The organism is Reella acinonychis (assembly GCF_052384575.1).
In the GTDB taxonomy this organism is placed as follows: Bacteria; Pseudomonadota; Gammaproteobacteria; order Enterobacterales; family Pasteurellaceae; genus JBQSUQ01.
This window is the reverse complement of sequence record NZ_JBQSUQ010000005.1, coordinates 63742-85611: the sequence shown is the minus strand read 5'-3', so window position 1 is coordinate 85611 and position 21870 is coordinate 63742. Positions and strand designations below refer to the sequence as shown.

18 protein-coding genes, 1 tRNA gene and 1 pseudogene are annotated in these 21870 nt (G+C 37.9%); 15 read left to right on the top strand and 5 right to left on the bottom strand.

Annotated elements, in window-relative coordinates; all coding sequences use genetic code 11:
- Positions 1-14: 14 nt before the first annotated feature.
- Positions 15-245, top strand: a pseudogene (locus ACT2CV_RS03555) (phage tail tape measure protein); the annotation flags it as partial.
- On the opposite strand, the gene ACT2CV_RS03550 reads toward ACT2CV_RS03555, so the two are convergent.
- The 4 genes from ACT2CV_RS03550 to ybaK form a co-directional block, all read right to left on the bottom strand.
- A complete protein-coding gene (locus ACT2CV_RS03550) occupies positions 220-555 on the bottom strand; it encodes an integrase arm-type DNA-binding domain-containing protein (RefSeq protein ID WP_464974043.1) in 336 nt (111 codons plus the stop codon). The pseudogene ACT2CV_RS03555 and the gene ACT2CV_RS03550 sit on opposite strands and share 26 nt — an antisense overlap.
- A gap of 236 nt (positions 556-791) precedes the next feature.
- A tRNA-Leu gene (locus ACT2CV_RS03545) sits at positions 792-878 on the bottom strand.
- 126 nt (positions 879-1004) lie between these two features.
- A complete protein-coding gene (locus ACT2CV_RS03540) occupies positions 1005-1385 on the bottom strand; it encodes a hypothetical protein (protein WP_464972404.1) in 381 nt (126 codons plus the stop codon).
- An 80-nt stretch (positions 1386-1465) separates the two neighbouring features.
- Positions 1466-1945, bottom strand: coding sequence for a Cys-tRNA(Pro) deacylase (ybaK, locus tag ACT2CV_RS03535; RefSeq protein ID WP_464972405.1), 480 nt, complete (start codon positions 1943-1945; stop codon positions 1466-1468).
- Positions 1946-2007: 62 nt separating this feature from the next.
- Here ybaK and ACT2CV_RS03530 point away from each other — a divergent pair, with 62 nt between their 5' ends.
- From ACT2CV_RS03530 to rnm, 14 genes are all read left to right on the top strand, one after another.
- On the top strand, positions 2008-2976 hold the full coding sequence (locus ACT2CV_RS03530) for an oxidoreductase (RefSeq protein ID WP_464972406.1): 969 nt from the start codon (positions 2008-2010) through the stop codon (positions 2974-2976).
- Positions 2977-3025: 49 nt separating this feature from the next.
- The gene (locus ACT2CV_RS03525; protein WP_464972407.1) at positions 3026-4321 is read left to right on the top strand and encodes an NCS2 family permease; all 1296 of its coding nucleotides are present in this window, start codon (positions 3026-3028) and stop codon (positions 4319-4321) included.
- 16 nt (positions 4322-4337) lie between these two features.
- Positions 4338-4694 (top strand): DsrE/DsrF/TusD sulfur relay family protein, encoded by a 357-nt coding sequence (locus ACT2CV_RS03520; protein WP_464972408.1) that lies wholly within the window; start codon positions 4338-4340, stop codon positions 4692-4694.
- Between the two features lie 65 nt (positions 4695-4759).
- Positions 4760-8488 carry an exodeoxyribonuclease V subunit beta gene (recB, locus tag ACT2CV_RS03515; RefSeq protein WP_464972409.1) on the top strand — a complete coding sequence of 1243 codons (3729 nt, stop codon included), beginning with the start codon at positions 4760-4762 and terminating at the stop codon, positions 8486-8488.
- On the top strand, positions 8481-10457 hold the full coding sequence (recD, locus tag ACT2CV_RS03510; RefSeq protein ID WP_464972410.1) for an exodeoxyribonuclease V subunit alpha: 1977 nt from the start codon (positions 8481-8483) through the stop codon (positions 10455-10457). Before recB ends, recD begins: the two co-directional genes overlap by 8 nt.
- A gap of 106 nt (positions 10458-10563) precedes the next feature.
- Positions 10564-11289, top strand: coding sequence for a dethiobiotin synthase (gene bioD / locus ACT2CV_RS03505; RefSeq protein ID WP_464972411.1), 726 nt, complete (start codon positions 10564-10566; stop codon positions 11287-11289).
- 164 nt (positions 11290-11453) lie between these two features.
- On the top strand, positions 11454-12443 hold the full coding sequence (gene pheS, locus ACT2CV_RS03500) for a phenylalanine--tRNA ligase subunit alpha (RefSeq protein ID WP_464972412.1): 990 nt from the start codon (positions 11454-11456) through the stop codon (positions 12441-12443).
- A gap of 11 nt (positions 12444-12454) precedes the next feature.
- Positions 12455-12934 carry a hypothetical protein gene (locus tag ACT2CV_RS03495; RefSeq protein WP_464972413.1) on the top strand — a complete coding sequence of 160 codons (480 nt, stop codon included), beginning with the start codon at positions 12455-12457 and terminating at the stop codon, positions 12932-12934.
- An 11-nt stretch (positions 12935-12945) separates the two neighbouring features.
- Positions 12946-15333: a phenylalanine--tRNA ligase subunit beta gene (gene pheT / locus ACT2CV_RS03490; protein ID WP_464972414.1), complete on the top strand. Its 2388-nt coding sequence runs from the start codon at positions 12946-12948 to the stop codon at positions 15331-15333.
- 2 nt (positions 15334-15335) lie between these two features.
- On the top strand, positions 15336-15632 hold the full coding sequence (locus ACT2CV_RS03485; RefSeq protein ID WP_464972415.1) for an integration host factor subunit alpha: 297 nt from the start codon (positions 15336-15338) through the stop codon (positions 15630-15632).
- A gap of 59 nt (positions 15633-15691) precedes the next feature.
- Complete coding sequence (locus ACT2CV_RS03480; protein ID WP_464972416.1) at positions 15692-16198, top strand: NlpC/P60 family protein; 507 nt, start codon at positions 15692-15694, stop codon at positions 16196-16198.
- A 109-nt stretch (positions 16199-16307) separates the two neighbouring features.
- Positions 16308-18914, top strand: coding sequence for an aminopeptidase N (pepN, locus tag ACT2CV_RS03475; RefSeq protein ID WP_464972417.1), 2607 nt, complete (start codon positions 16308-16310; stop codon positions 18912-18914).
- A 78-nt stretch (positions 18915-18992) separates the two neighbouring features.
- Complete coding sequence (gene pyrD / locus ACT2CV_RS03470) at positions 18993-20015, top strand: quinone-dependent dihydroorotate dehydrogenase (protein WP_464972418.1); 1023 nt, start codon at positions 18993-18995, stop codon at positions 20013-20015.
- 64 nt (positions 20016-20079) lie between these two features.
- Positions 20080-20904 (top strand): RNase RNM, encoded by an 825-nt coding sequence (gene rnm, locus ACT2CV_RS03465; protein ID WP_464974004.1) that lies wholly within the window; start codon positions 20080-20082, stop codon positions 20902-20904.
- A 19-nt stretch (positions 20905-20923) separates the two neighbouring features.
- On the opposite strand, the gene ACT2CV_RS03460 is transcribed toward rnm, so the two are convergent.
- Complete coding sequence (locus ACT2CV_RS03460) at positions 20924-21814, bottom strand: LysR family transcriptional regulator (protein ID WP_464972419.1); 891 nt, start codon at positions 21812-21814, stop codon at positions 20924-20926.
- Positions 21815-21870: the final 56 nt, after the last annotated feature.

Below are 21870 nucleotides of genomic sequence, written 5' to 3'. Positions count from 1 at the left end.
AAATAGCAGCGATTGTGGCAGCAGGAGGACAAGCTGGTATCGCTCGAGAATATTTGCTTGGTTATGCGCAGGACGCAGCCAAAATGGGTGTTGCTTTTGATATGGCAGCAGGCGATGCAGGGACGGCAATGGCAACAATGGCAAACGTACTCGGTAAGCCTATCAAGGAAATGGCACGTTTTGGCGATGTGATCAATCATTTATCAGACAACGCAAATGCTAAAGCAGCAGATATTGTGAATGTGATCGCTCGCGCAGGTTCGGATACAAGAATGTTGGGGTTATACCTTGCGCAAGTAAGACTAAATATTCATCTCGTAACTTTCTCGCCTGTTGTAGTGAAATTTCGGGATATTTGCCTAGACTTATTTCAGTTCGCTTTTTTGTGATAGGTTTACAATAGTTAAACCGCCATATCTTGCGACCTTTTGGGGTAACAACTAATTGCAAGCCGACTTTATCATAAAGACAGTTTTCAACTAACGCCCCATTTTCTAGTTTTGGTTTTGCCTTTGCTATTTGTGTATCAGTTAAAGATTTTCCACCCCTTGCCATGCCTTACCCCTCAAGCCTTGCCACGTTCTTTGTAGGATATTTTTAGTGATTTTTGATATTTAAAAGCTATCCTACAATATTATCCTACTAAATATCCTACAAAAATCCGCGATTGTAAATGTATAATTTGATAAGAACGCGAAAGAATAGAAAAGATAAATGCGCTATGAAGCCTTATGTATCAAGGGGTTTAGTGTAAGAGTTGGGAAGATTACGAAAGAGTAGAAAAGGCAATATGGTGCCAGTGGTCGGACTCGAACCGACACGCTTTTAAGGGCGGCGGATTTTGAATCCGCTACGTCTACCAATTTCGTCACACTGGCAAGTGTTGAAACTATTTTTCGAGCAGCATTATACAATGATGAAAAATAGTTTCAAGTATAAACTCTAAATAAAGAATTACTTGATTTAATTTTCATCAAGTCCTTCTTTTTTAGTGTGAAATTAAGTTATTTTTTCCGTTTTTTTCCTTTTTGTTTTCTTGTGTTTTTTGTTACTTGAGGATGACTGCTTTCTTTATAACCAATCGCAAAGCCTTGATCCCAACTTTTCTTCAATTCAGCAGACAATTGTGCAACAGTTGTTTTACAAAAATGGACTCTTTGTTCTAATTGTTGCTGTTTTTGTTGGTTGAAGGATTTACCCACGCGATATCCGTCTAAATACCAGTCATCAACATCTTTACATTGAGTCGTATTGATGCGTTTTGTCGCACTTCCATAAACACTGTAAGGTTTGAGGCTTTCATCTGCTGTTGATGAATAACTGCTACTACAGGCAGCTAACATAGAGAAAGACGCAGTAAAAATAACTATGTTTAATAATTTCATCGTAGATTTCCGATAGCAATAAAAAGGGCGCTATTTTACTAAATATTTTTTACTTTACGAATATTTTATTGCGGTTTATTTTATTCTTCATCTACAATGTCGATAAATTGCGCATTGAGTAAATGTGCTAAGTCATTGGGCGATAATTCAACGCTAAGTCCTCGTTTCCCACCGGATACAAAAATGTGTGAAAATTCCACCGCACTTTGATGAATAATTGTTTTCAGTTTTTTCTTTTGTCCTAATGGGCTGATGCCGCCGACTAAATATCCTGTACTTTTTTGTGCCATCTCTTTGTCTGCCATTTCAATTTTTTTAGCACCAATGGCTTTGGCGGCTTTCTTTAAGTTGAGCATATTAGCGGTGGGTAAGACAAAGCAAGCGAGCTTTTTTTGATCTCCATTTTCGGCGACTAATAAGGTCTTAAAAGATTGTGAGGGTGAGATACCTAATTTTTCCGCAGCTTCATCGCCAAAATGCGTATTATTAGGATCATGATCATAGCTATGTAATGTAAAAGGAATTTTGTGCTTTTTTAATAAATCTATTGCGGGTGTCATTTTATTTTTATCCTAAAAATCAGTAGAATAGGCGAGTTATTTTATAATGTCAGGATGAAAAAATGAATAAGTTAAATCTTCTTGTTGCAGCAGAATTTGAGCTATGTGAGAAAGTGGTTGAGTTTTTAGAGCAATCGCAGATTGCAGTTGAAAAGCTGTCGATTTGGGAAATTTATCCCTTTAGTGAGGAACAAGGAATTCGTTTTAATAATCGCGCAGTAGAACAATTATCTACTGAGGATCTGAATTGGTCGAATTATCAATATCTTTTATTTGCTGGTGATGTATCACAGGCTGCACAAATTGCGGATGCAGCGGAAGCGGGTGTTATCGTTATTGATATGAAAGCGATTTGTGCAAGTATTTCAGGTGTGCCTGTTGTTGTACCAAATGTGAATGATGAGCAGTTAGCTAACCTGTCACAACGTAATATAGTGTGTTTGCCAGATCCTCAAGTGAGTCAATTAGCTTTGGTTTTAGCGCAAACTCTTCAGCAAGCTGAGATCCATTCCGTCTTTGCCACTTCTTTATTACCTACTTCTTATACAAACAGTGAAACTGTTGAGAAATTAGCGGGGCAAACAGCTCGTTTGTTAAATGGTATTCCATTAGAGGATAATGAACCTCGCTTTGCTTTTGATGTTTTCCCTCATTCTATGGCGAGTTTAACCACACAATTTCAGAAAATATTTCCTTCTATTAATGTGGTTTTCCATAGTATTCAAGTGCCTGTATTTTATGGGTTAGCGCAAAAAGTGACATTAGTTTCGAACTATGGATTAGATACGGAAAACTTCATGCAAAATTGGCGTGAAAATGATTTTATTCAAGTTGAACAGGAAAAAATGACGCCAGTGTTAAATGGAGAAAGAGAAGCGCATGAGGAAAAAGTAAAATTGCATATTAGTGATTTAAGTGCGGTGGAAAATGGCGTAGAATTTTGGACCGTTGCTGATGATCAGCGTTTCAGCTTGGCATTTTTAACAGTGCAGTTATTAGAAAAAATGAGCTTATCGCCATCTGCTTATTAAGCAGGTTTTGATAGGAGCATTAGATTTGTCACAAAACTAAGGAAAAATTATGTTGGAAAAATTCTTTCAGCTAAAAGAAAAAGGGTCAAATGTAAAAACGGAAGTGATCGCTGGTATCACAACCTTTTTTACTATGGTCTATATTGTTTTTGTTAACCCTTCTATTTTGGGCGTGGCAGGCATGGATACACAAGTGGTATTTGTTACCACCTGTTTAATCGCCGCTTTTGGTACCATTGCGATGGGCTTATTTAGTAATTTACCTATCGCTTTAGCGCCAGCAATGGGGTTAAATGCGTTCTTCGCTTATGTCGTTGTATCTAAATTAGGCTATTCTTGGCAAGTGGGGATGGGCGCTATCTTCTTAGGATCGGTTGGCTTATTCTTGTTGACGGTATTACAAGTGCGCTACTGGTTTATGTCTGCCATTCCATTAGGATTGAGAGTGGGCATCGGTGCGGGTATTGGTTTATTTATCGCCTTGATTGGATTTAAAAATATGGGCTTAGTAGTCGCCAATCCTGCAACCTTGATGGCATTGGGTGACTTGCATGATCCTAAAGTATTAATGGGCGCTTTGGGCTTCTTTATTATTGTGGTATTAGCAGCCAAAGGAATTCATTCAGGTGTGTTAATTTCTATCGTCATTATCACCGCACTTGCATTGATGTTTGATCCTGCGGTGAGCTTTAATGGTGTGATGTCTATGCCACCAAGTCTTGACGCAGTTGTTGGTCAAGTGGATGTGATGGGGGCCCTTGATGTTGGCTTAGCAGGGATTATTTTCTCTTTCTTATTAGTCAACTTATTTGATTCATCCGGCACATTAATTGCGGTTACAACCAAAGCAGGTTTTGCTGATGAAAAAGGACGTTTTCCAAAAATGAAACAAGCCTTGTTGGTGGACAGTACTTCTGCAATGGTGGGGACATTTATGGGGACTTCGGCCATTAGTACCTATATTGAAAGTGGCTCTGGCGTATCTGTTGGTGGACGTACAGGATTAACTGCGGTCGTTGTTGGCGTACTTTTCTTGTTAACTATTTTCTTCTCGCCATTAGCGGGTCTTGTGCCGCCTTATGCAACGGCAGGTGCATTAGTGTTCGTAGGGATCTTAATGGCTTCTAGTTTAATTGAAGTGAAATGGGATGATTTAACAGAAGCGACACCTGCGTTTATCACAACAGTAATGATGCCATTTACCTATTCAATTACCGAAGGTATTGCATTTGGTTTTATGAGTTACTGCATTATGAAAGCCTTTAGCGGTAGAATTAAAGAAGTGAATGCTTCGGTATGGGTAGTCTCGATTTTATTCTTAATTAAATTTATTTGGGTTGGTTAATTCCTAGGAGAATGTTATGCAAAAGTTATTATTTATTTTTAATGAATCACCTTATGGTACAGAGAAAACCTTTAATGGTTTACGCTATGCTGTTAATTTATTGGAAGAATTTGGCAAAGAAGTGGAAGTGAAAGCCTTTTTCTTTTCTGATGCGGTGTTAGCTGGTCTAGCGGGTCAGAATCCAAATGATGGCTACAATGTGCAACAAACATTAGAAGTGTTAACAGGTTTAGGCGCTGAAGCAAAACTTTGCACAAGCTGTACTAAAGCACGCGGTATTACAAATTTACCTTTAGTTCAAGGTGTGTCTGTGGGGACTTTAGACGATGTTTCTGCTTGGACTTTATGGGCAGATAAAGTGATCAATTTCTAATTAAAAATACCTTCATAATATGATAGGCTAGCAATAATGATTGCTAGCCTTATTTATTTTCATTTATGTCAGAATTTGCGTCTTTAAATTATGTGACAACTCCCTTAATCCACACCTCATTAATTGAAGCTTCGGCTGGAACGGGTAAAACCTATACCATGGCTTCGTTGTATATTCGTTTATTATTACAGGCGGGTGAGAATAATTTTCCTCGAGCCTTAACGGTAAATGAAATTTTGGTGGTAACCTTTACTGAAGCTTCGACACAAGAATTAAAAGAACGAATTAGAGAACGTATCCATCTTTGCAAACAACAACTTGAGCAGTATTGTCAGCAACGAGCGCAAATAACAAAAGACAATAAAGAGCAAATGATAAAGGCGATTTTTGCTGATAATCAGCCTTTAATTGATTTGCTGGATTATATTGATGATCTTGATATTGCTATTCAACGTTTACGTTTAGCTGAACAAAATATAGATTTAGCTTCTATTTATACCATTCATGGCTTTTGCCGCCGCGTTTTAATGCAATATGCGTTCCATTCAGGTATTCATTTCGAATTAGAATTAACCAAAGACGAAAACCAATTATTGCAACAATTGAGCAATCAATTTTGGCGAGAGCAATTTTATCCAACTTCTTACTTATCCACTTATTTTATTCATCAATACTTACAATCGCCCTCAAAGATGTTGAGCAATGTGCAATCTTTTTTAAAAGGCGATTTACCAAAAGTCAGCATAAATGAACCGCACTTATTAACGCCTACGTTATCGGAATTTTTGACTACTTACCTTGATCCTGAATTACAAAAAATCATTGATTTAAAACAGATTTGGTTAGAAAAAGTAGAGGAAGTTACCGGTTTATTAAGAGAAGAATTATATAAAAGATATCGTTCAAAAGGGGATAATACACCGTCCCAATGGCGTTGGTTTGAATTGGCAATACGTAAGATTAATGAATGGGCAAATGATACTTATCAGATAAAATTACCAGAAGGTTTGACGAAATATTTTTCTCAACAACGATTTGATACATATGATTTAGTAGAAGGCGCAGAGCCACTATCTCATCCCGTATTTAGTTTGGTGGATGAAGTTCAGCAAATCAATTTTTCTCTATATAAAAATGTAGTACTTTATCATTACATTCAATGGCTAACAACGCGTTTAAATGAATATAAGCAAGATCATAAGGAAAAAAGTTTCGATGATTTGCTGCGTTTATTGCGTGATGCATTAATGTCAACGCAAGGTGATGAGCTTGCTCAGCGAATTCGTAGCCAATATCCTTTTGCAATGATCGATGAGTTTCAGGATACTGATAGTCGTCAATATCAAATTTTCAAGAAAATCTATCAACATCAATCAGATACTGGCTTTATCATGATTGGCGATCCTAAACAAGCCATTTATAAATTCCGCGGCGCTGATATTTTTACCTATTTAAATGCATCGAAGCAGGCAAAACGTTTCACATTAGAGCGTAATTATCGTTCTACTGAACCATTAGTGAGAGCCATCAATCATTTATTTAATTTTACGCCTAAGCCTTTTTTATATTCTGAAATTGAGTTCTTGCCTGTCGAGGCTTTTCGTTCACAGACAAGATTCTCATTTCAAGGCAAAAAGCAGCCAGCGATGATATTTCATATTGGTGATAGACAAAAAACATCAAAAAAGGGCGATATCACTTTACTTGGGACGGAAACCAAACAACTTTTTGCCGACACTTGCGCGAATTCCATTGCCGAATGGTTGCAAACCTCTTCTTGTGGGGAGCAAAGTGCGGTGGAAAATACAGCAGTTTTTGAGAAAGGCGAAAAAACGACTCCAGTTAAAGATAATGATATCGCAGTGTTAGTGCAAAGTTGGCATGAAGCAATGCTTATTAAACTGGCATTGGCAGATCGCGGTATTGCCTCGGTTTATTTGTCAGATCGTAGTAATGTTTTTGATACAGATGAAGCGCAAGAGCTGAGCTATATTCTTGCAGCTTGTTTAAATCCAACGAATATTTCCGCGATTTTAAATGCCCTTGCGACCAGTATTTTTGCTTTAACACAAAAAGAAATTCAACAAATTAAACTTGATGATCATTTGCTAGATCGTTGGGTTACGCGATTTGAATATTATCAAAAAAGTTGGTTGAACCAAGGTGTATTGGCGATGTTGTATCAACTCTTTTTGGCAAAAGATCAACATCAGCGCTGCATTTTAGACAAAATACGTTCAATGCAAGATGGTGAACGTCGAGTAACTGATCTCTTACATTTAGCTGAATTATTGCAACAAGCCGCGCCATTAAATGAAACGGAAGCGAGTTTATTACGTTGGTTTGAGTTACAAATTCAGAATCAAGAAGCGCGAGAAGATGAGCAACAACAGCGTTTAGAAAGTGAAAATGAACGCGTGAAAATCATCACCATTCATAAATCGAAAGGCTTGCAATATCCTTTAGTTTGGTTGCCTTTCTTAGCTTTTTCCAATCCACATAAAAGCGATTTTGCTACTTATTATGATGCAACAACTGAACAGCGGTACTGGAATATAGATGGTACTCAAAATGAACTTAGCTTGGATGAAGAGAAGGCGGAGAAAATTCGTTTGCTCTATGTGGCATTAACGCGAGCGGAAGAGCAGGTAAATATTACGTTGCCAACGTTCTTTAGCGAAAAGTGGTCTTCTATTTGGTATGTGTTAAGTCGAGGGAAAATTGAGCCAGATCAGGTAGATAATACTTTGGAACTACTTAACTCATTGACACAAAATGGGCTAGACGTTGTGGTTAAAGAAATAGAAGAACAACAGTTTACATATATTGAGTATCAATCCATCGAAGCAACGGAAAAATTACAAGCTGCAACTTTTACAGGTAATATTGAGATGAACTGGCAATTGTCCAGTTTTACTGGATTGATCCGAAATCATGAAAATAATTTGCACAAGCAGCAATCACAAAGTGCGGTGCAAAATTTAGCTGTTTTTGATCTTGCCAAAGATCAGGATCAAACTTTGATACCATTAAAAAATGAAGCCAATCTTTTAGATAGAGAAGACGGTTGGGAAGATTATCCTGAACAATACCGTCCCGTTGATTTTCCACAAGGCAGCTATGTGGGCACATTGCTACATCATTTCTTAGAAAAACAGCCTTTTAATCAAGCGATTAATGCAGAAAATATCGCTAAGCTCTGCCAGCAATTGCAATTAGATGAAAATTGGCAAGCACCATTACATCAATGGATTGAACAGATTTTACATACGCCATTATTGGCTGATAATGATCTCAGCCTAGCGCAATTGCAGCCAAAACATTGCTTAAAAGAAATGCAATTCTACTTTAATTTACACCGCACTTTTAAGGCTGAAACGTTCAATCGCATATTGAAACAGCACCATAAATTAGCCAGCCAACCGCTAAATATTGATGATATTCAAGGCATGCTGCGAGGCTTTATTGATTTAGTATTTGAACATCAGGGCAAATATTACATTGTGGATTACAAATCCAACTTTTTGGGCAAGAATAAACAAGCTTATCATCGCGATGAGTTAAATAAGGTGATGGAAAATCATCATTATGATATTCAATATTTGCTTTATTGCTTAGCATTAAATCGCTATTTAGGTTCTCGTTTGCCTGATTACCAATATGAAACCCATTTTGGTGGCGTCATTTATACGTTTTTACGTGGAATGAATGGACAGAATACTGACTATGGCCTCTTTTTTGATCGCCCAAGTTATCAGCTCATCAATGAATTAGAGGGATTATTCAATGCTTAAACTTTTAGAAGAACTTTGCCAACAGCAGCGAATTAGCCGAGCTGATTATTATTTCGCAAAATTTATTGCAGAGAAACAAAAGGGTTTTGATTATCCTAAGGAAACGCAAGATCTCGCCATTTTATTAGCTGCACTTTGCCAATATAGTTTATCGCAGGGCAATACCTGTTTATTTTTAGATAAAGATCTGCAACGTAATTATTTCGGATTGGGATTTGCCAAATTAGACGTGGATTATATGGCAGAAATTGAGCAGAAAATAGGACATCTTCCCATGTCTGAATGGGCAAATAGCTTGCAAGATCATATTGCTTTTAGTTGTGCGCCTTTGGATAAAATTGCTCCTTTGGTTTTTCAGCATAATGCATTGTATTTTTATCGCAGTTGGCAAGATGAATATCGTTTAGCTGATTTTATTAAAAGTGCGGTGAAAAAAGAGCAAGTTTTCTTTAATGAAGAACAGGTTAAAACGATTTTACAGCGTTATTTTGCGCCTGTAAGTGAACAAACTAACTGGCAAAAAATAGCGGTCGCCATTGCTCTGCGCCAATCTTTTTGTTTGATTTCAGGCGGACCAGGAACCGGCAAAACCTATACGGTTGCTCGTTTATTATTAGCGTTACAAGAATTACATAATGGTCAATTGAAAATTGGTTTGGCGGCACCAACAGGGAAAGCAGCTACCCGATTAGATGAAAGTATTGCAAAAGAATTTGCAAGTCAGGCGCTTAAAAAGGCTATTTCTGAGTTAAAACATAATCTGACAATTACTCAAGCACAAACCTTGCATAAAATGCTTGGTGTTCGACCTTTTAGCGAGCAACCGCTTTACAATGCAAATCATCCTTTGCCTTATGATGTATTGATTGTGGATGAAGCTTCTATGATCGATTTATCTATGATGGACAAGCTGCGTGCAGCATTATCAGCAAATTGCAAATTGATTTTATTAGGCGATAAAGATCAGCTGGCTTCGGTGGAGGCAGGAGCAATTTTGGGTGAGCTAGGGCAATTTATGGGGATGTATTATGATGAACAGCGTCAAAAAATGATAGGTTGCTATGGATATGAATTCACCGAATATCTCACTTCTGTGACTGATGAAAATTTGCAAAGCAGTTCACAACCTCTTCACCCTTTAGCCAATTGTTTATGTTATTTACCCGATAGCCGCCGTTTTAGCCAAGATTCAGGTATCGGACAATTAGCGACTGCGATTAATCGAAAAGATAAACAAGCGGGAGAATTGAGTTGGTCTATTCTGCAACAACAATTTAACAAAGGGCGAGTGGATATTGAATGTTATCCATCACAAGAGACGGAATCAGCAAACTATGTGCAGCATTGTGTAAGCCAAATCACACAAAGTGCGGTGCAAAAATATCAAGATTATTTATTGTTCTTAACCGAAAATCCGAATAGAACAGATGAAGCATTTTTACAACAATTATTCAAAAAATTTAATTCGATCCGTTTTTTAACCGCACTTCGTGAAGGGCATTTCGGCGTTGAGCAATTAAATAAGCAGATCGCCGAACAGTTAAAAAATGCGGGATTGGTGTCTTTTCAATATGAACGTGATTGGTATATTGGTAAACCTATTATGATTACGCGAAATGATCATAATACGGGATTATCAAATGGCGATATTGGTTTGTATATTGGTAAAAATCAACTTTGTTTCGATACAAGCAAAGGCTATCGATTAATTTCGCGTAGCCGTATTCCTACTCAATATGAAACAGCATTTGCGATGACGGTGCATAAATCGCAGGGGTCTGAATTTGAGCATACGATTTTAGTATTGCCACCCGAAATGAATCCTGTATTGAGTAAAGAATTGGTTTACACCGCAGTAACCAGAGCAAAAGAGCAGTTTACGGTTTTCTGTACAGAAGCGGTTTGGAAAAGTGCGGTGCAAAAAAATACCAAACGACAAAGTGGCTTAAGATTTGTTATAGATCAATAAATTGCGATAAAAATCCGTAAAAAATAAGAAAAATTTGCGTTAGCTCAACATCTATTTGTTAAATTTATTTTACAATTTGCCTGTTTTATATTCGAGGAAATAAATTATGAGCTGTTTTTTTGTCGCTGGCACAGATACGAATGTGGGGAAAACCGTTGCTAGCCGAGCAATTATTCAAGCCTTACAAGCGGCAGATGTGCAAATTGTGGGATATAAACCTATCGCTTGTGCACAAGAAGGCGATGAAACGCCTGATTTTGTTCAGCAAGAAAGCGATTATGGGGAACAAAATAATTCAGATGTATTAACCTTAATTGATGCAACCAACCAAAAAGTGAGCTATCAAGATATTAATAGCTATACTTTTGCGCATACTATTCCGCTCTTTACTGATGAAGGTGAGCGAATTCAAATTGAGAAATTGGATAAAGATCTCTCTCGTTTGAACAATAAATATCAAACTGTATTAGTTGAAGGCTGTTTTGGTTGGCTTTCGCCGATTAATAAACATTTTAGTTTTGCGGATTGGGCGAAAAAACAACAAATGCCAATTGTGTTGGTGGTAGGGATTAAAGAAGGTTGTATTAATCATTCTTTATTAACTGTGCAATCTATTATGAATTCGGGATTACCATTATTGGGGTGGGTAGCGAATCGCATTAATCCAGGATTGGCACATTATGCAGAAATTATTGATATTCTCACTGAGAAAATTGATGCGCCATTACTCGGTGAAATCCCTTATTTATATAAACCAGAAACACAGGAAATTGGTAAATTCATTACAAATATTGATCGTTTGACTTATATGAAAACGGAGTTGGTCAAATAATTAATTTTCTATTTGAAAAGGGGCTTTTGCCCCTTTATTTTTGAATTTTTTTTAAAGTGCGGTCAAAAATTCAGTTTTTATGAGAAATTGCGTGATTTTTTAATGAGTTAATATTATCATTATGGCAATTTTGAACGATAAATCTTGAGGTTAAGAAGGATAGTATGCAAGACCTGAAACAGATTACAGAACAGGCGAAAGCAGTGTTAGATGAGCTTCATCATCAAGGATTAGAAGCTTTAGAAAATTTCCGAGTAGAATATTTCGGTAAAAAAGGGCATTTTACTCAATTAATGCAAGGGCTACGTGATGTGCCTGCAGATGAACGTCCAGCTGTTGGTGCAAAAATTAATGAAGCAAAACAAGCTGTATTGGATATTTTAAATCTAAAAAAAGAACAGTTAGAGCAGGCAGCATTAAATGCGCAATTAGAAAAAGAACGTATTGATGTTTCGTTGCCGGGTCGCAAAGTAGAAACGGGTGGGTTGCATCCTGTTTCTATTACTATTGAGCGAGTTACAAAGTTCTTTTCTGAATTGGGTTTTTCAGTAGAAAGTGGTCCAGAAATTGAAAGTGACTATTATAACTTTGATGCGTTGAATATTCCTAAACATCACCCTGCGCGCGCTGATCATGACACATTCTGGTTTAACCCTGAGTTGTTATTACGTACTCAAACTTCAGGTGTGCAAATTCGTACCATGGAAAAAATGCAGCCGCCAATTCGTATTATGGCTCCGGGACGTGTTTATCGTAACGACTACGACCAAACACACACACCAATGTTCCACCAAATTGAATTACTTTATGTAGATAAAAAAGCCAACTTTACTGAGTTAAAAGGGTTGTTGCATGATTTCTTACGCGCTTTCTTTGAAGAAGATTTACAAGTGCGTTTCCGTCCATCTTATTTCCCATTTACAGAACCATCTGCTGAAGTGGATGTAATGGGCAAAAATGGCAAATGGTTGGAAGTGTTAGGCTGTGGTATGGTTCATCCTAATGTACTTCGTAATGTAGGTATTGATCCAAATGAATACTCTGGATTTGCCGTAGGTATGGGGGTTGAGCGTTTAACCATGTTGCGCTACAACGTCACAGATTTACGTTCTTTCTTTGAAAATGACTTACGCTTCTTAAAACAGTTTAAATAGGAGATAGGATAATGAAAAAATTAATGGCAATGGGATTGGTGTTTTTCTCTGCAGTGGCATTGGCGAATGAACAAAAAAACGAAATTCAAAATGCGATTGAAGCTAAAAAACCTTTAGCAGTCTTACAGATCTTTGATACTTCTGGTAAACAACGAAAATTATTGGAAGGCAATGCACTTTCTCGTTCTAAGATGAGAGAATTATGTGTTGTTGTTGGCAATGTCGAAATTAAAGAACAAAATACGTTTCATCAGTTTTTTAAAGCACCTAATGCAATGGAGCTGAATATTAAAGGACAAGCTAATATCCAATCTTCTGAAGATAAAAAAGAACATTTAGTGAGCTTCACTATTCCAAAAAATGCAATTCAAAATAATGCTGTTCACCAATGCTGGATTTTCGATAAAAAAGATCCAATTGGAAATTACACATTGGAAGTGCAATTTAATGACACCGTATTTAAGGGATTATCATTTAGAGTTTTAAAATAGAGAGAGTATAGATGAAATTTAGTGAATTATGGGTTCGTGAGTGGACGAATCCTGCTGTAAATACGGATCAATTATGTGACCAAATCACCATGCTTGGTTTAGAAGTAGATGGTGTGGAAAAAGTAGCAGGTGATTTTTCAGGCGTTGTGATTGGTGAAGTAGTGGAATGTGCACAACATCCAGATGCGGATAAATTACGCGTGACCAAAGTGAATGTGGGTAGTGATCGTTTATTAGATATCGTATGTGGTGCGCCAAATTGCCGTCAAGGTTTAAAAGTAGCTTGTGCAACAGAAGGTGCTTTATTACCTGGCGATTTCAAAATCAAGAAAACCAAATTACGTGGTCAACCTTCAGAAGGAATGCTTTGTTCTTTCACTGAGTTAGGTATTTCAGTTGAGTCAAATGGCATTATTGAATTACCACAAGACGCGCCCGTAGGTGTTAACCTAAGAGAATATTTACAACTAGATGATAACTGCATTGAGATTAGCTTAACCCCGAATAGAGCCGATTGTTTAAGTATTGCGGGTATTGCTCGTGAAGTAGGCGTTGTGAATAAATCTACTGTAAATGCACCGCAGTTTGAAGCGGCAAAAGTAACAATTGCTGATAAGGTTGCAATGCAAGTAGATGCGCCAGAAGCTTGCCCTCGCTATTTATTGCGTGTTGTGAAAAATGTAAATGTACAAGCTCAATCGCCAATGTGGTTACAAGAGAAATTGCGCCGTTGCGGTATTCGTTCCATTGATCCTGTAGTGGATGTCACTAACTATATTTTGTTGGAATTAGGTCAACCAATGCACGCATTTGATATGGCGAAAGTGGCTCAACCAGTGCAAGTACGTATGGCTAAAACAGGGGAAGAACTTGTATTATTAGATGGTTCAACGGCTAAATTAAAAGAAAATACTCTTGTGATTGCGGACCAAAAAGGTCCTTTAGCAATGGCTGGTATTTTTGGTGGTGAAGCCAGTGGCGTTAATGCAGAAACTAAAGATGTTATTTTAGAAGCTGCATTCTTTGCACCTTTAGCTATCGCTGGTAGAGCAAGACAATATGGCTTACATACAGATTCTTCTCATCGTTTTGAGCGTGGTGTGGATTTTGAGTTACAACGTCACGCCATGGAACGTGCGACAGCATTACTCATCGATATTTGTGGTGGTGAAGCTGGTGAGATCTGTGAAGCAGTGAGTGAAGCGGATTTACCAAAATTAAATCAAGTACAATTGCGTCGTAGCAAATTAGATGCACTACTTGGTCATCATATTGAAACTGAGACAGTGACTGAGATATTCCAACGTTTAGGTTTAGAAGTAAGCTATGCCGATGATGTTTGGACGGTAACTTCAGCAAGCTGGCGTTTTGATATTGAAATTGAAGAAGATCTCATCGAAGAAGTGGCTCGCATTTATGGTTATAACAGTATTCCAAACAATGCTCCTTTAGCGCATTTAAGAATGAGAGAGCATAAAGAAGCGGATTTAGATTTAGCACGAATTAAGACCGCACTTGTGGACGCGGATTACCAAGAAGCCATTACTTATAGCTTTGTGGATCCAAAAGTACAGAATCTATTACATCCACAACAAGAAGCATTGATTTTACCTAACCCAATTTCTGTAGAAATGTCAGCAATGCGTTTGTCTCTATTAAGTGGTTTGTTAGGTGCGGTACAATATAACCAAAATCGTCAGCAAACGCGCGTTCGTTTATTTGAAACAGGATTACGCTTTATTCCAGATCAAAGTGCTGAATTTGGTGTGCGTCAAGAATTAGTGTTATCTGCAGTGATTACGGGCAGTAAAAAAGCGGAACATTGGACAGGTAAAGCGGAATCTGTTGATTTCTTTGATTTAAAAGGCGATTTAGAGAGTATCTTATCGTTAACAGCAACAGGCAATGTGGTGAAATTTGTTGCAAAATCTTACCCAGCCTTACATCCAGGACAATCAGCCGCTATTATGCTTAATGGCGAAGAAATTGGTTTTATCGGCACGCTTCATCCAAAAGTAAGCCAACAACTTGGTTTAAATGGCAAAGTTGTGGTGTTTGAAATTCTTTGGAATAAGATTGCGAATCGTTCTGTGGTTCAGGCGAAAGAAATTTCACGTTTCCCTGCTAACCGCCGCGATTTAGCTTTAGTTGTCGCAGAAAACGTGGCAGCCGGCGATATTATTGATAGCTGTAAAGCTGTTGCAGGCAAGACATTAACCCAAGTGAATTTATTTGATGTTTATCAAGGTCAAGGTGTACCTGAAGGTCATAAGAGCTTAGCGATTAGCTTAACTATTCAAGACACTGAAAAAACCTTGGAAGAAGAGGATATTAATGCGGTAATTTCTGTTGTATTAGCCGAATTAAAACAACGTTTTAATGCATACTTGAGAGATTAATTATGACTTTAACAAAAGTAGAAATTGCAGAAAATCTGATCGTCAAACATGGTTTAACGAAGATGGAAGCAAAAGAGTTAGTTGAAAACTTTTTTGAAGAAATTAGAGGTTTTCTAGAGCGTGGAGAAGATATTAAATTATCTGGCTTTGGTAATTTTGAATTACGCGATAAAGCAACACGCCCAGGACGAAATCCTAAAACAGGAGAAAGCGTACCGGTTTCCGCGCGTCGTGTTGTTGTGTTTCGACCAGGACAAAAATTGCGTTCTCGTGTAGAAAAGGCTAAACCAAAAGATTAAAGTCATTAAAAAAGCTATCAATTTAGGTAGCTTTTTTGACGATTTATAACGGAAATAAAATGCATTATTTTAAAAAATTAAAAGCATTTGCTTTGTTTTTTCCCTTTATTCTTGCGGGTTGCTCCTCTTCTAATCATGTACTAAATCGTTCTGAATATGACGGTATAAATTACAAAGGGCAGCTAGATGATCCCATTATGGTTATTACCCTGTTAAGTGAACAACAGCGTGAATGGGCTGGTTCGCCTTATATGCTGGGTGGTAATACAAAAGCTGGGGTGGATTGCTCTGGTTTTACCCGAACGACCTTTATGGATCGTTTTAATATTCATTTACCTCGTACAACAACAGAACAAGCAACTTATGGCAAAAAAGTGCCTCGTTCTCAAATACAAACTGGGGATTTAGTGTTTTTCAAAACGGGCAGAGGACCTAATGGCTACCATGTAGGCATTTATGTTAAAGAGGATAAATTCTTACACGCTTCCACTAAAGGCGGTGTGATTTATTCTTCTTTAAATAGTCCCTATTGGACCAAAACCTTTTGGCAAGTGCGCCGAATTTAATGCTCAAAAGTGCGGTAATTTCCACCGCACTTTTTTAATTCCTATTGCAACTTCGCAGTAAAAGACCTATCCTAAGTACAAATTTTTTATCTGATTTTGAGATATCCCTATGTTGTCTAAAGCTAAATACAGAAAAGATTATAAAACGCCTGATTTTACCATTAAGCATATTTTCCTTGATTTCCAACTTGATCCTCAACATACCCAAGTCACTGCAATTAGCCAGTTTGAACGATTAAATCCTGAAGCTAAACAATTACGTTTAGATGGAGACAGTTTTCAATTTGTTTCGATTAAATTAAATGGCAATGCTTTTACAGCTTATCAGAAAGATGGCGAAAGTCTAACCCTTGATTTAAGTCAGCAGGATTTAGCGCAATTTGAACTTGAAATTGTGACGAATTTGCTTCCTGCAGAAAATACATCGTTACAAGGTTTGTACCAATCAGGCGAAGCGATTTGTACACAATGTGAAGCAGAGGGATTTCGTCAAATTACTTACACGCTCGATCGTCCCGATGTATTAGCCCGTTATGACGTGCGTATTACGGCAGATAAAGCGCGTTATCCTTATTTATTATCCAATGGTAATCGTGTTGCAAATGGGGAATTAGAAGATGGTCGCCATTGGGTTGAATGGCAGGATCCTTTCCCTAAGCCTTGCTATTTGTTTGCTTTGGTCGCTGGCGATTTTGATTTATTACAAGATAAATTTACTACGCAAAGTGGCAGAGAAGTAGCATTAGAACTCTATGTGGATCGCGGTAATCTTAATCGTGCAGATTGGGCAATGCAAAGCTTGAAAAAATCAATGAAATGGGATGAGCAACGCTTTGGTTTGGAATATGACCTCGATATTTACATGATCGTTGCTGTTGATTTCTTTAATATGGGGGCGATGGAAAATAAAGGGCTAAATATTTTCAATTCTAAATTTGTGTTAGCTAACCCTGAAACCGCAACGGATGAAGATTATCTCGCCATTGAAAGCGTGATTGCTCATGAATATTTCCATAACTGGACGGGAAATCGCGTGACTTGTCGAGATTGGTTCCAATTAAGTCTAAAAGAAGGCTTGACGGTTTTCCGCGATCAAGAATTTTCTTCCGATACAGGTTCTCGAGCAGTTAATCGTATTAACAATGTGAAATTGTTGCGTACCGCACAATTTGCGGAAGATGCTAGTCCAATGGCGCACCCAATTCGCCCTGAAAAAGTATTAGAAATGAACAATTTTTATACGATGACTGTTTATGAAAAAGGGGCAGAAGTCATTCGTATGTTGCATACGCTGTTAGGTGAAAAGCAATTCCAACAAGGCATGAAATTATATATTGCTGAAAATGATGGTAAAGCGGCCACCTGTGAAGATTTCGTTTCTGCAATGGAACGAGCGTCAGGATTAAATTTAAAACAATTCAGTCGTTGGTATAGTCAATCAGGCACGCCTGAATTAACTATTACCGACAGCTATGATGAGAAAAATCGCATTTATAAATTAATGGTGTCACAAATGACACCACCAACTGCGGATCAATTAAGCAAAGCTAATTTACATATTCCGTTAAAGATTGCTTTGTATGCACAAAATGGTATGCCATTCACCTTGTTGAATAACGGGGAATTAACAGGGGATTTATTACATCTCACTGAAAATGAACATACCTTTGAATTTCATGATATTAGCAGTCGCCCTGTGCCGGCATTATTATGCGATTTCTCAGCGCCAGTGAAATTGGATTATGATTACAGTACGGCACAACTAATCACATTGCTTAAATTCTCACAGAATGAATTTGTTCGTTGGGATGCCGCGCAGATGTTGCTGACCAGTGAATTACGCCGTTTGTTACAATTATATCAACAAGAGCAATCGCTTGAATTTTCTCAAGAAATTTTAACTGCACTTTCACAAGTGCTAGCCCAATATGAAGAAAATATTGAATTAGCCACATTAATTCTTACCTTGCCAAAAGAAGTGGAGTTTGCGGAGCAATTCCATATTATTGATCCGGAAGGCATTGCTAAAGTACGTGATTTTATGCAGCGTGCCTTAGCCAATAGTCTGAAAAATGAGTGGTTAGCGCTATATCGCAAAATTCAGTTACAAGGCTACCAAATCACGACAGAAGATATTGCATTGCGTGCTTTGCGTAATCTTTGCTTGCATTATTTGGCGTTCACTGAATTTGGTAATAGCTTAGTTAATCAGCATTATTTATATGCGGATAATATGACGGATACTCTGGCAGCATTAAATGCCGCAAGCAAGGCGCAGCTCGTTTGTCGCGATGATATTTTCAGCGATTTTGAGCAAAAATGGAAAAAAGATGGTTTAGTCATGGATAAATGGTTTAATTTACAAGCGACGAGACCTGATGCGGACAGCTTATTCATTCAACGTTTAATGGATCATCCAAGTTTTAACTTCAATAATCCAAACCGCTTAAGAGCCTTAGTAGGTAGCTTTATTAATCACAATTTACGTGCTTTTCACGCCATTGATGGCTCAGGCTATCGTTTATTGACCGAGGTCTTGGTACGTTTAAATGAAAGTAATCCTCAGGTTGCGGCTCGTTTAATTGAACCATTAATTCGTTTCCGTCGCTATGATAGCCAACGACAAACGTTAATGAAACGTGCGTTAATGCGCTTATCTGAATTAGATAATCTATCCAAAGATTTATATGAAAAAATTGAGAAAGCGTTGCAGTAACGAAGATCTAGAGTAAACAGAAAAAGTGCGGTAGAATTAACCGCACTTTTTATTTATTTGCTAATGAGATGATGACCTATGTTTTATCCAATTCTCCGCAAAGGTATTTTTGCATTACAACCTGAAACCGCCCATAATTTAGCCATTTCAGCTTTGCATTTGGCGAGTAATCCTGTGCTGAATTTTGCTTTGAAAAAACTGCTGGCTTGTCCTCAAGGTCAAGAAAAAACAGTAATGGGCATTAAATTCAAAAATCCAATTGGTTTAGCCGCGGGTGCTGATAAAGATGGCGAAGCCATTGATGGTTTTGGTGCAATGGGATTTGGTTTTATTGAGGTGGGAACGGTGACACCATTAGCACAAGATGGCAATGCGAAACCACGTCAATTTCGTCTTGTAGAAGCGGAGGGAATCATTAATCGCAATGGTTTCAATAACAAAGGTATCGATTATGTAATCGAAAATGTGCAAAAAGCAAAATATGATGGCACCTTAGGAATAAATATTGGTAAAAACAAAGTTACCCCCATTGAATATGGTAAAGACGACTATATTTTCTGCTTAAATAAAGCCTACAACTATGCAGATTATATTACGGTAAATATTTCCTCACCGAACACGCCTGATTTGCGCCAACTGCAATATGGTGATGCGTTGGAAGATTTATTAAAAAGCATTAAAGAACGTCAACATATTTTAGCGGATAAATACAATAAATATGTGCCGATTGCAGTGAAAATTGCGCCAGATTTATCGGAACAAGAAGTGGTAGAAATTGCGGATCAGTTACGTCGTCACAAAATGGATGGTGTGATTGCAACCAATACCACAATTAGCAGAGATACAGTTGCGGGGTTAAAAAATTCGCAAGAAGTAGGCGGATTAAGCGGTAAGCCATTACAACATAAAAGTACTGAAATTATTCGCCGTTTACAGCAAGAATTAAAAGGTGACATTCCAATTATTGGTAGTGGTGGCATTGATAGTGTTGAAAATGCACAACAAAAAATAGAGGCGGGAGCCCAATTGTTACAGGTGTATTCAGGATTGATTTACCATGGACCAGCTTTAATAAAAGCGCTGGTTAGCGCAATAAAATAATCACAAACGACAAAAAGTGCGGTGGATTTTACCGCATTTTTTATTTGCTTTAGAGAAAAGAATGATTGAACAAATTTACGATTTACATTGCCATAGTACCGCCTCTGATGGCGTATTAACACCTACGGAAGTGGTGCAACGTGCCGCAGAAATGGGCGTGAACATATTAGCATTGACCGATCATGATAGTATTTCAGGTTTAGCCGAAGCACGAGAAGCTGCGGTGCGCCATCATATTAAATTGATTAATGGGGTTGAGATTTCAACGCTATGGGAAAACCGCGGTATTCATATTGTAGGGTTAAATTTTGATGAAACTTCGCCAGAAATGACCGCACTTTTACAGCAACAAGCAGAATTAAGATTAAAACGTGCTTTAGCCATTGGGGAAAAATTTGACAAAATGGGGATTCCCAATACTTTTGAAGGGGCGAAAGCATTAGCGTCGGGCGAAGTGACGCGAGCACATTATGCGCGTTATCTGATGCAAATTGGTGTAGTGAATAATCAAGAGCAGGCGTTTAAACGCTATTTGTCAGGGGGAAAACCAGCCTTTGTAAAATCGGAATGGGTTGATATTCCAACCGCAATTAAGGTGATTCATCAAGCGGGAGGATTAGCTGTGATTGCGCATCCTTTGCGTTATACCATGACGAACCGTTGGATTCGAAAACTGATTACGGACTTTAAGCAATGGGGCGGAGATGGCATTGAAGTGGCGGGTTGTGGTCAATCGCCAGATCAACGCCAATTACTTGCTCGTTGGGCAAATGAATTTGACTTGCTAGCATCGGCAGGATCTGATTTCCATTTCCCTTGTGGTTGGATTGAACTCGGAAAAGGCTTAGCCTTGCCGCAACAAGTGCGGTCAATTTTAACGGTGTTTTAGTATTGCTCAAATAGCCACATTATTTGCATAAGTTTAAGCTTTCTAAAAATTGAATAAAGGCTTTTACTTTTGCAGGTAAATAACGACGATTTGGATAAAGTACCGTTAAATCAATCGTTTGTTTAGGATAATGGGCTAATACTTCCACAAGTTCGCCAGAGTCAAGTTCTTTTTTAATTAGAAAATGTGGTGCTTTGATAATACCTAGCCCCGCTTTTGCCATTTCCACTAAGGTTGAACCGTTATTGGAAATCATATTGGAATGCATTTTTAGGCGTTGGGTTTGTCCATCGGGCAAAGTAAATTCCCAATAAATTTGGTTACCAATGGCTTTATAGAGTAGGCAGTCATGCTGCAATAAGTCTTCTGCATTTTGAGGTATGCCACGTTTGGCTAAATAATCAGGAGAAGCAACATAATGAATGGTGCTGGTTGATAATTTTTTTCCAATTAAAGAGCTATCGCGTAATCTGCCAATACGTAGTGCCATATCATAGCCTTCTTCCGTTAAATTGACTCGTCGATCGCTAAAATCCATTTCAATTTGTAGGTTGGGATGAGCTTGCGCAAAGGCGGATAAATTAGGGGCAATAAATCGCAGACCAAAATCCATTGGCACTGAAATGGTTAATTTACCTTGTAATGAAGTTGAAAGATTGCTGATACTTTCATCCGCTTCTTTTAATTCCGCTAACAAGGGGTGACACATTTGGTAATAGAGAGAGCCGGCTTCCGTTGTGGAGATTTTTCTTGTTGTGCGTTGTAACAATCTGATTTGTAATTGTTCTTCGAGCTGTGCAACGAGTTTACTTGCCATGGCAACGGAAATGTTTTCATGGGCAGCGGCTTGGGTAAAACTTTGCGTTTCTACGACTTTACAAAAGACCGAAATTGCATTTAGTTTATCCATTTATCCCCCTTTTTGAAAAAAAATATTGACCTAATAACCTCTCGTTAGGCAATATA

Coding starts and splice junctions, on each gene's coding strand:
- ACT2CV_RS03550 (WP_464974043.1), bottom strand. CDS start 555: ATGGCAAGGGGTGGAAAATCTTTAACTGATACACAAATAGCAAAGGCA.
- ACT2CV_RS03540 (WP_464972404.1), bottom strand. CDS start 1,385: ATGAAATTATTAAACATAGTTATTTTTACTGCGTCTTTCTCTATGTTA.
- ybaK (WP_464972405.1), bottom strand. CDS start 1,945: ATGACACCCGCAATAGATTTATTAAAAAAGCACAAAATTCCTTTTACA.
- ACT2CV_RS03530 (WP_464972406.1), top strand. CDS start 2,008: ATGAATAAGTTAAATCTTCTTGTTGCAGCAGAATTTGAGCTATGTGAG.
- ACT2CV_RS03525 (WP_464972407.1), top strand. CDS start 3,026: ATGTTGGAAAAATTCTTTCAGCTAAAAGAAAAAGGGTCAAATGTAAAA.
- ACT2CV_RS03520 (WP_464972408.1), top strand. CDS start 4,338: ATGCAAAAGTTATTATTTATTTTTAATGAATCACCTTATGGTACAGAG.
- recB (WP_464972409.1), top strand. CDS start 4,760: ATGTCAGAATTTGCGTCTTTAAATTATGTGACAACTCCCTTAATCCAC.
- recD (WP_464972410.1), top strand. CDS start 8,481: ATGCTTAAACTTTTAGAAGAACTTTGCCAACAGCAGCGAATTAGCCGA.
- bioD (WP_464972411.1), top strand. CDS start 10,564: ATGAGCTGTTTTTTTGTCGCTGGCACAGATACGAATGTGGGGAAAACC.
- pheS (WP_464972412.1), top strand. CDS start 11,454: ATGCAAGACCTGAAACAGATTACAGAACAGGCGAAAGCAGTGTTAGAT.
- ACT2CV_RS03495 (WP_464972413.1), top strand. CDS start 12,455: ATGAAAAAATTAATGGCAATGGGATTGGTGTTTTTCTCTGCAGTGGCA.
- pheT (WP_464972414.1), top strand. CDS start 12,946: ATGAAATTTAGTGAATTATGGGTTCGTGAGTGGACGAATCCTGCTGTA.
- ACT2CV_RS03485 (WP_464972415.1), top strand. CDS start 15,336: ATGACTTTAACAAAAGTAGAAATTGCAGAAAATCTGATCGTCAAACAT.
- ACT2CV_RS03480 (WP_464972416.1), top strand. CDS start 15,692: ATGCATTATTTTAAAAAATTAAAAGCATTTGCTTTGTTTTTTCCCTTT.
- pepN (WP_464972417.1), top strand. CDS start 16,308: ATGTTGTCTAAAGCTAAATACAGAAAAGATTATAAAACGCCTGATTTT.
- pyrD (WP_464972418.1), top strand. CDS start 18,993: ATGTTTTATCCAATTCTCCGCAAAGGTATTTTTGCATTACAACCTGAA.
- ACT2CV_RS03460 (WP_464972419.1), bottom strand. CDS start 21,814: ATGGATAAACTAAATGCAATTTCGGTCTTTTGTAAAGTCGTAGAAACG.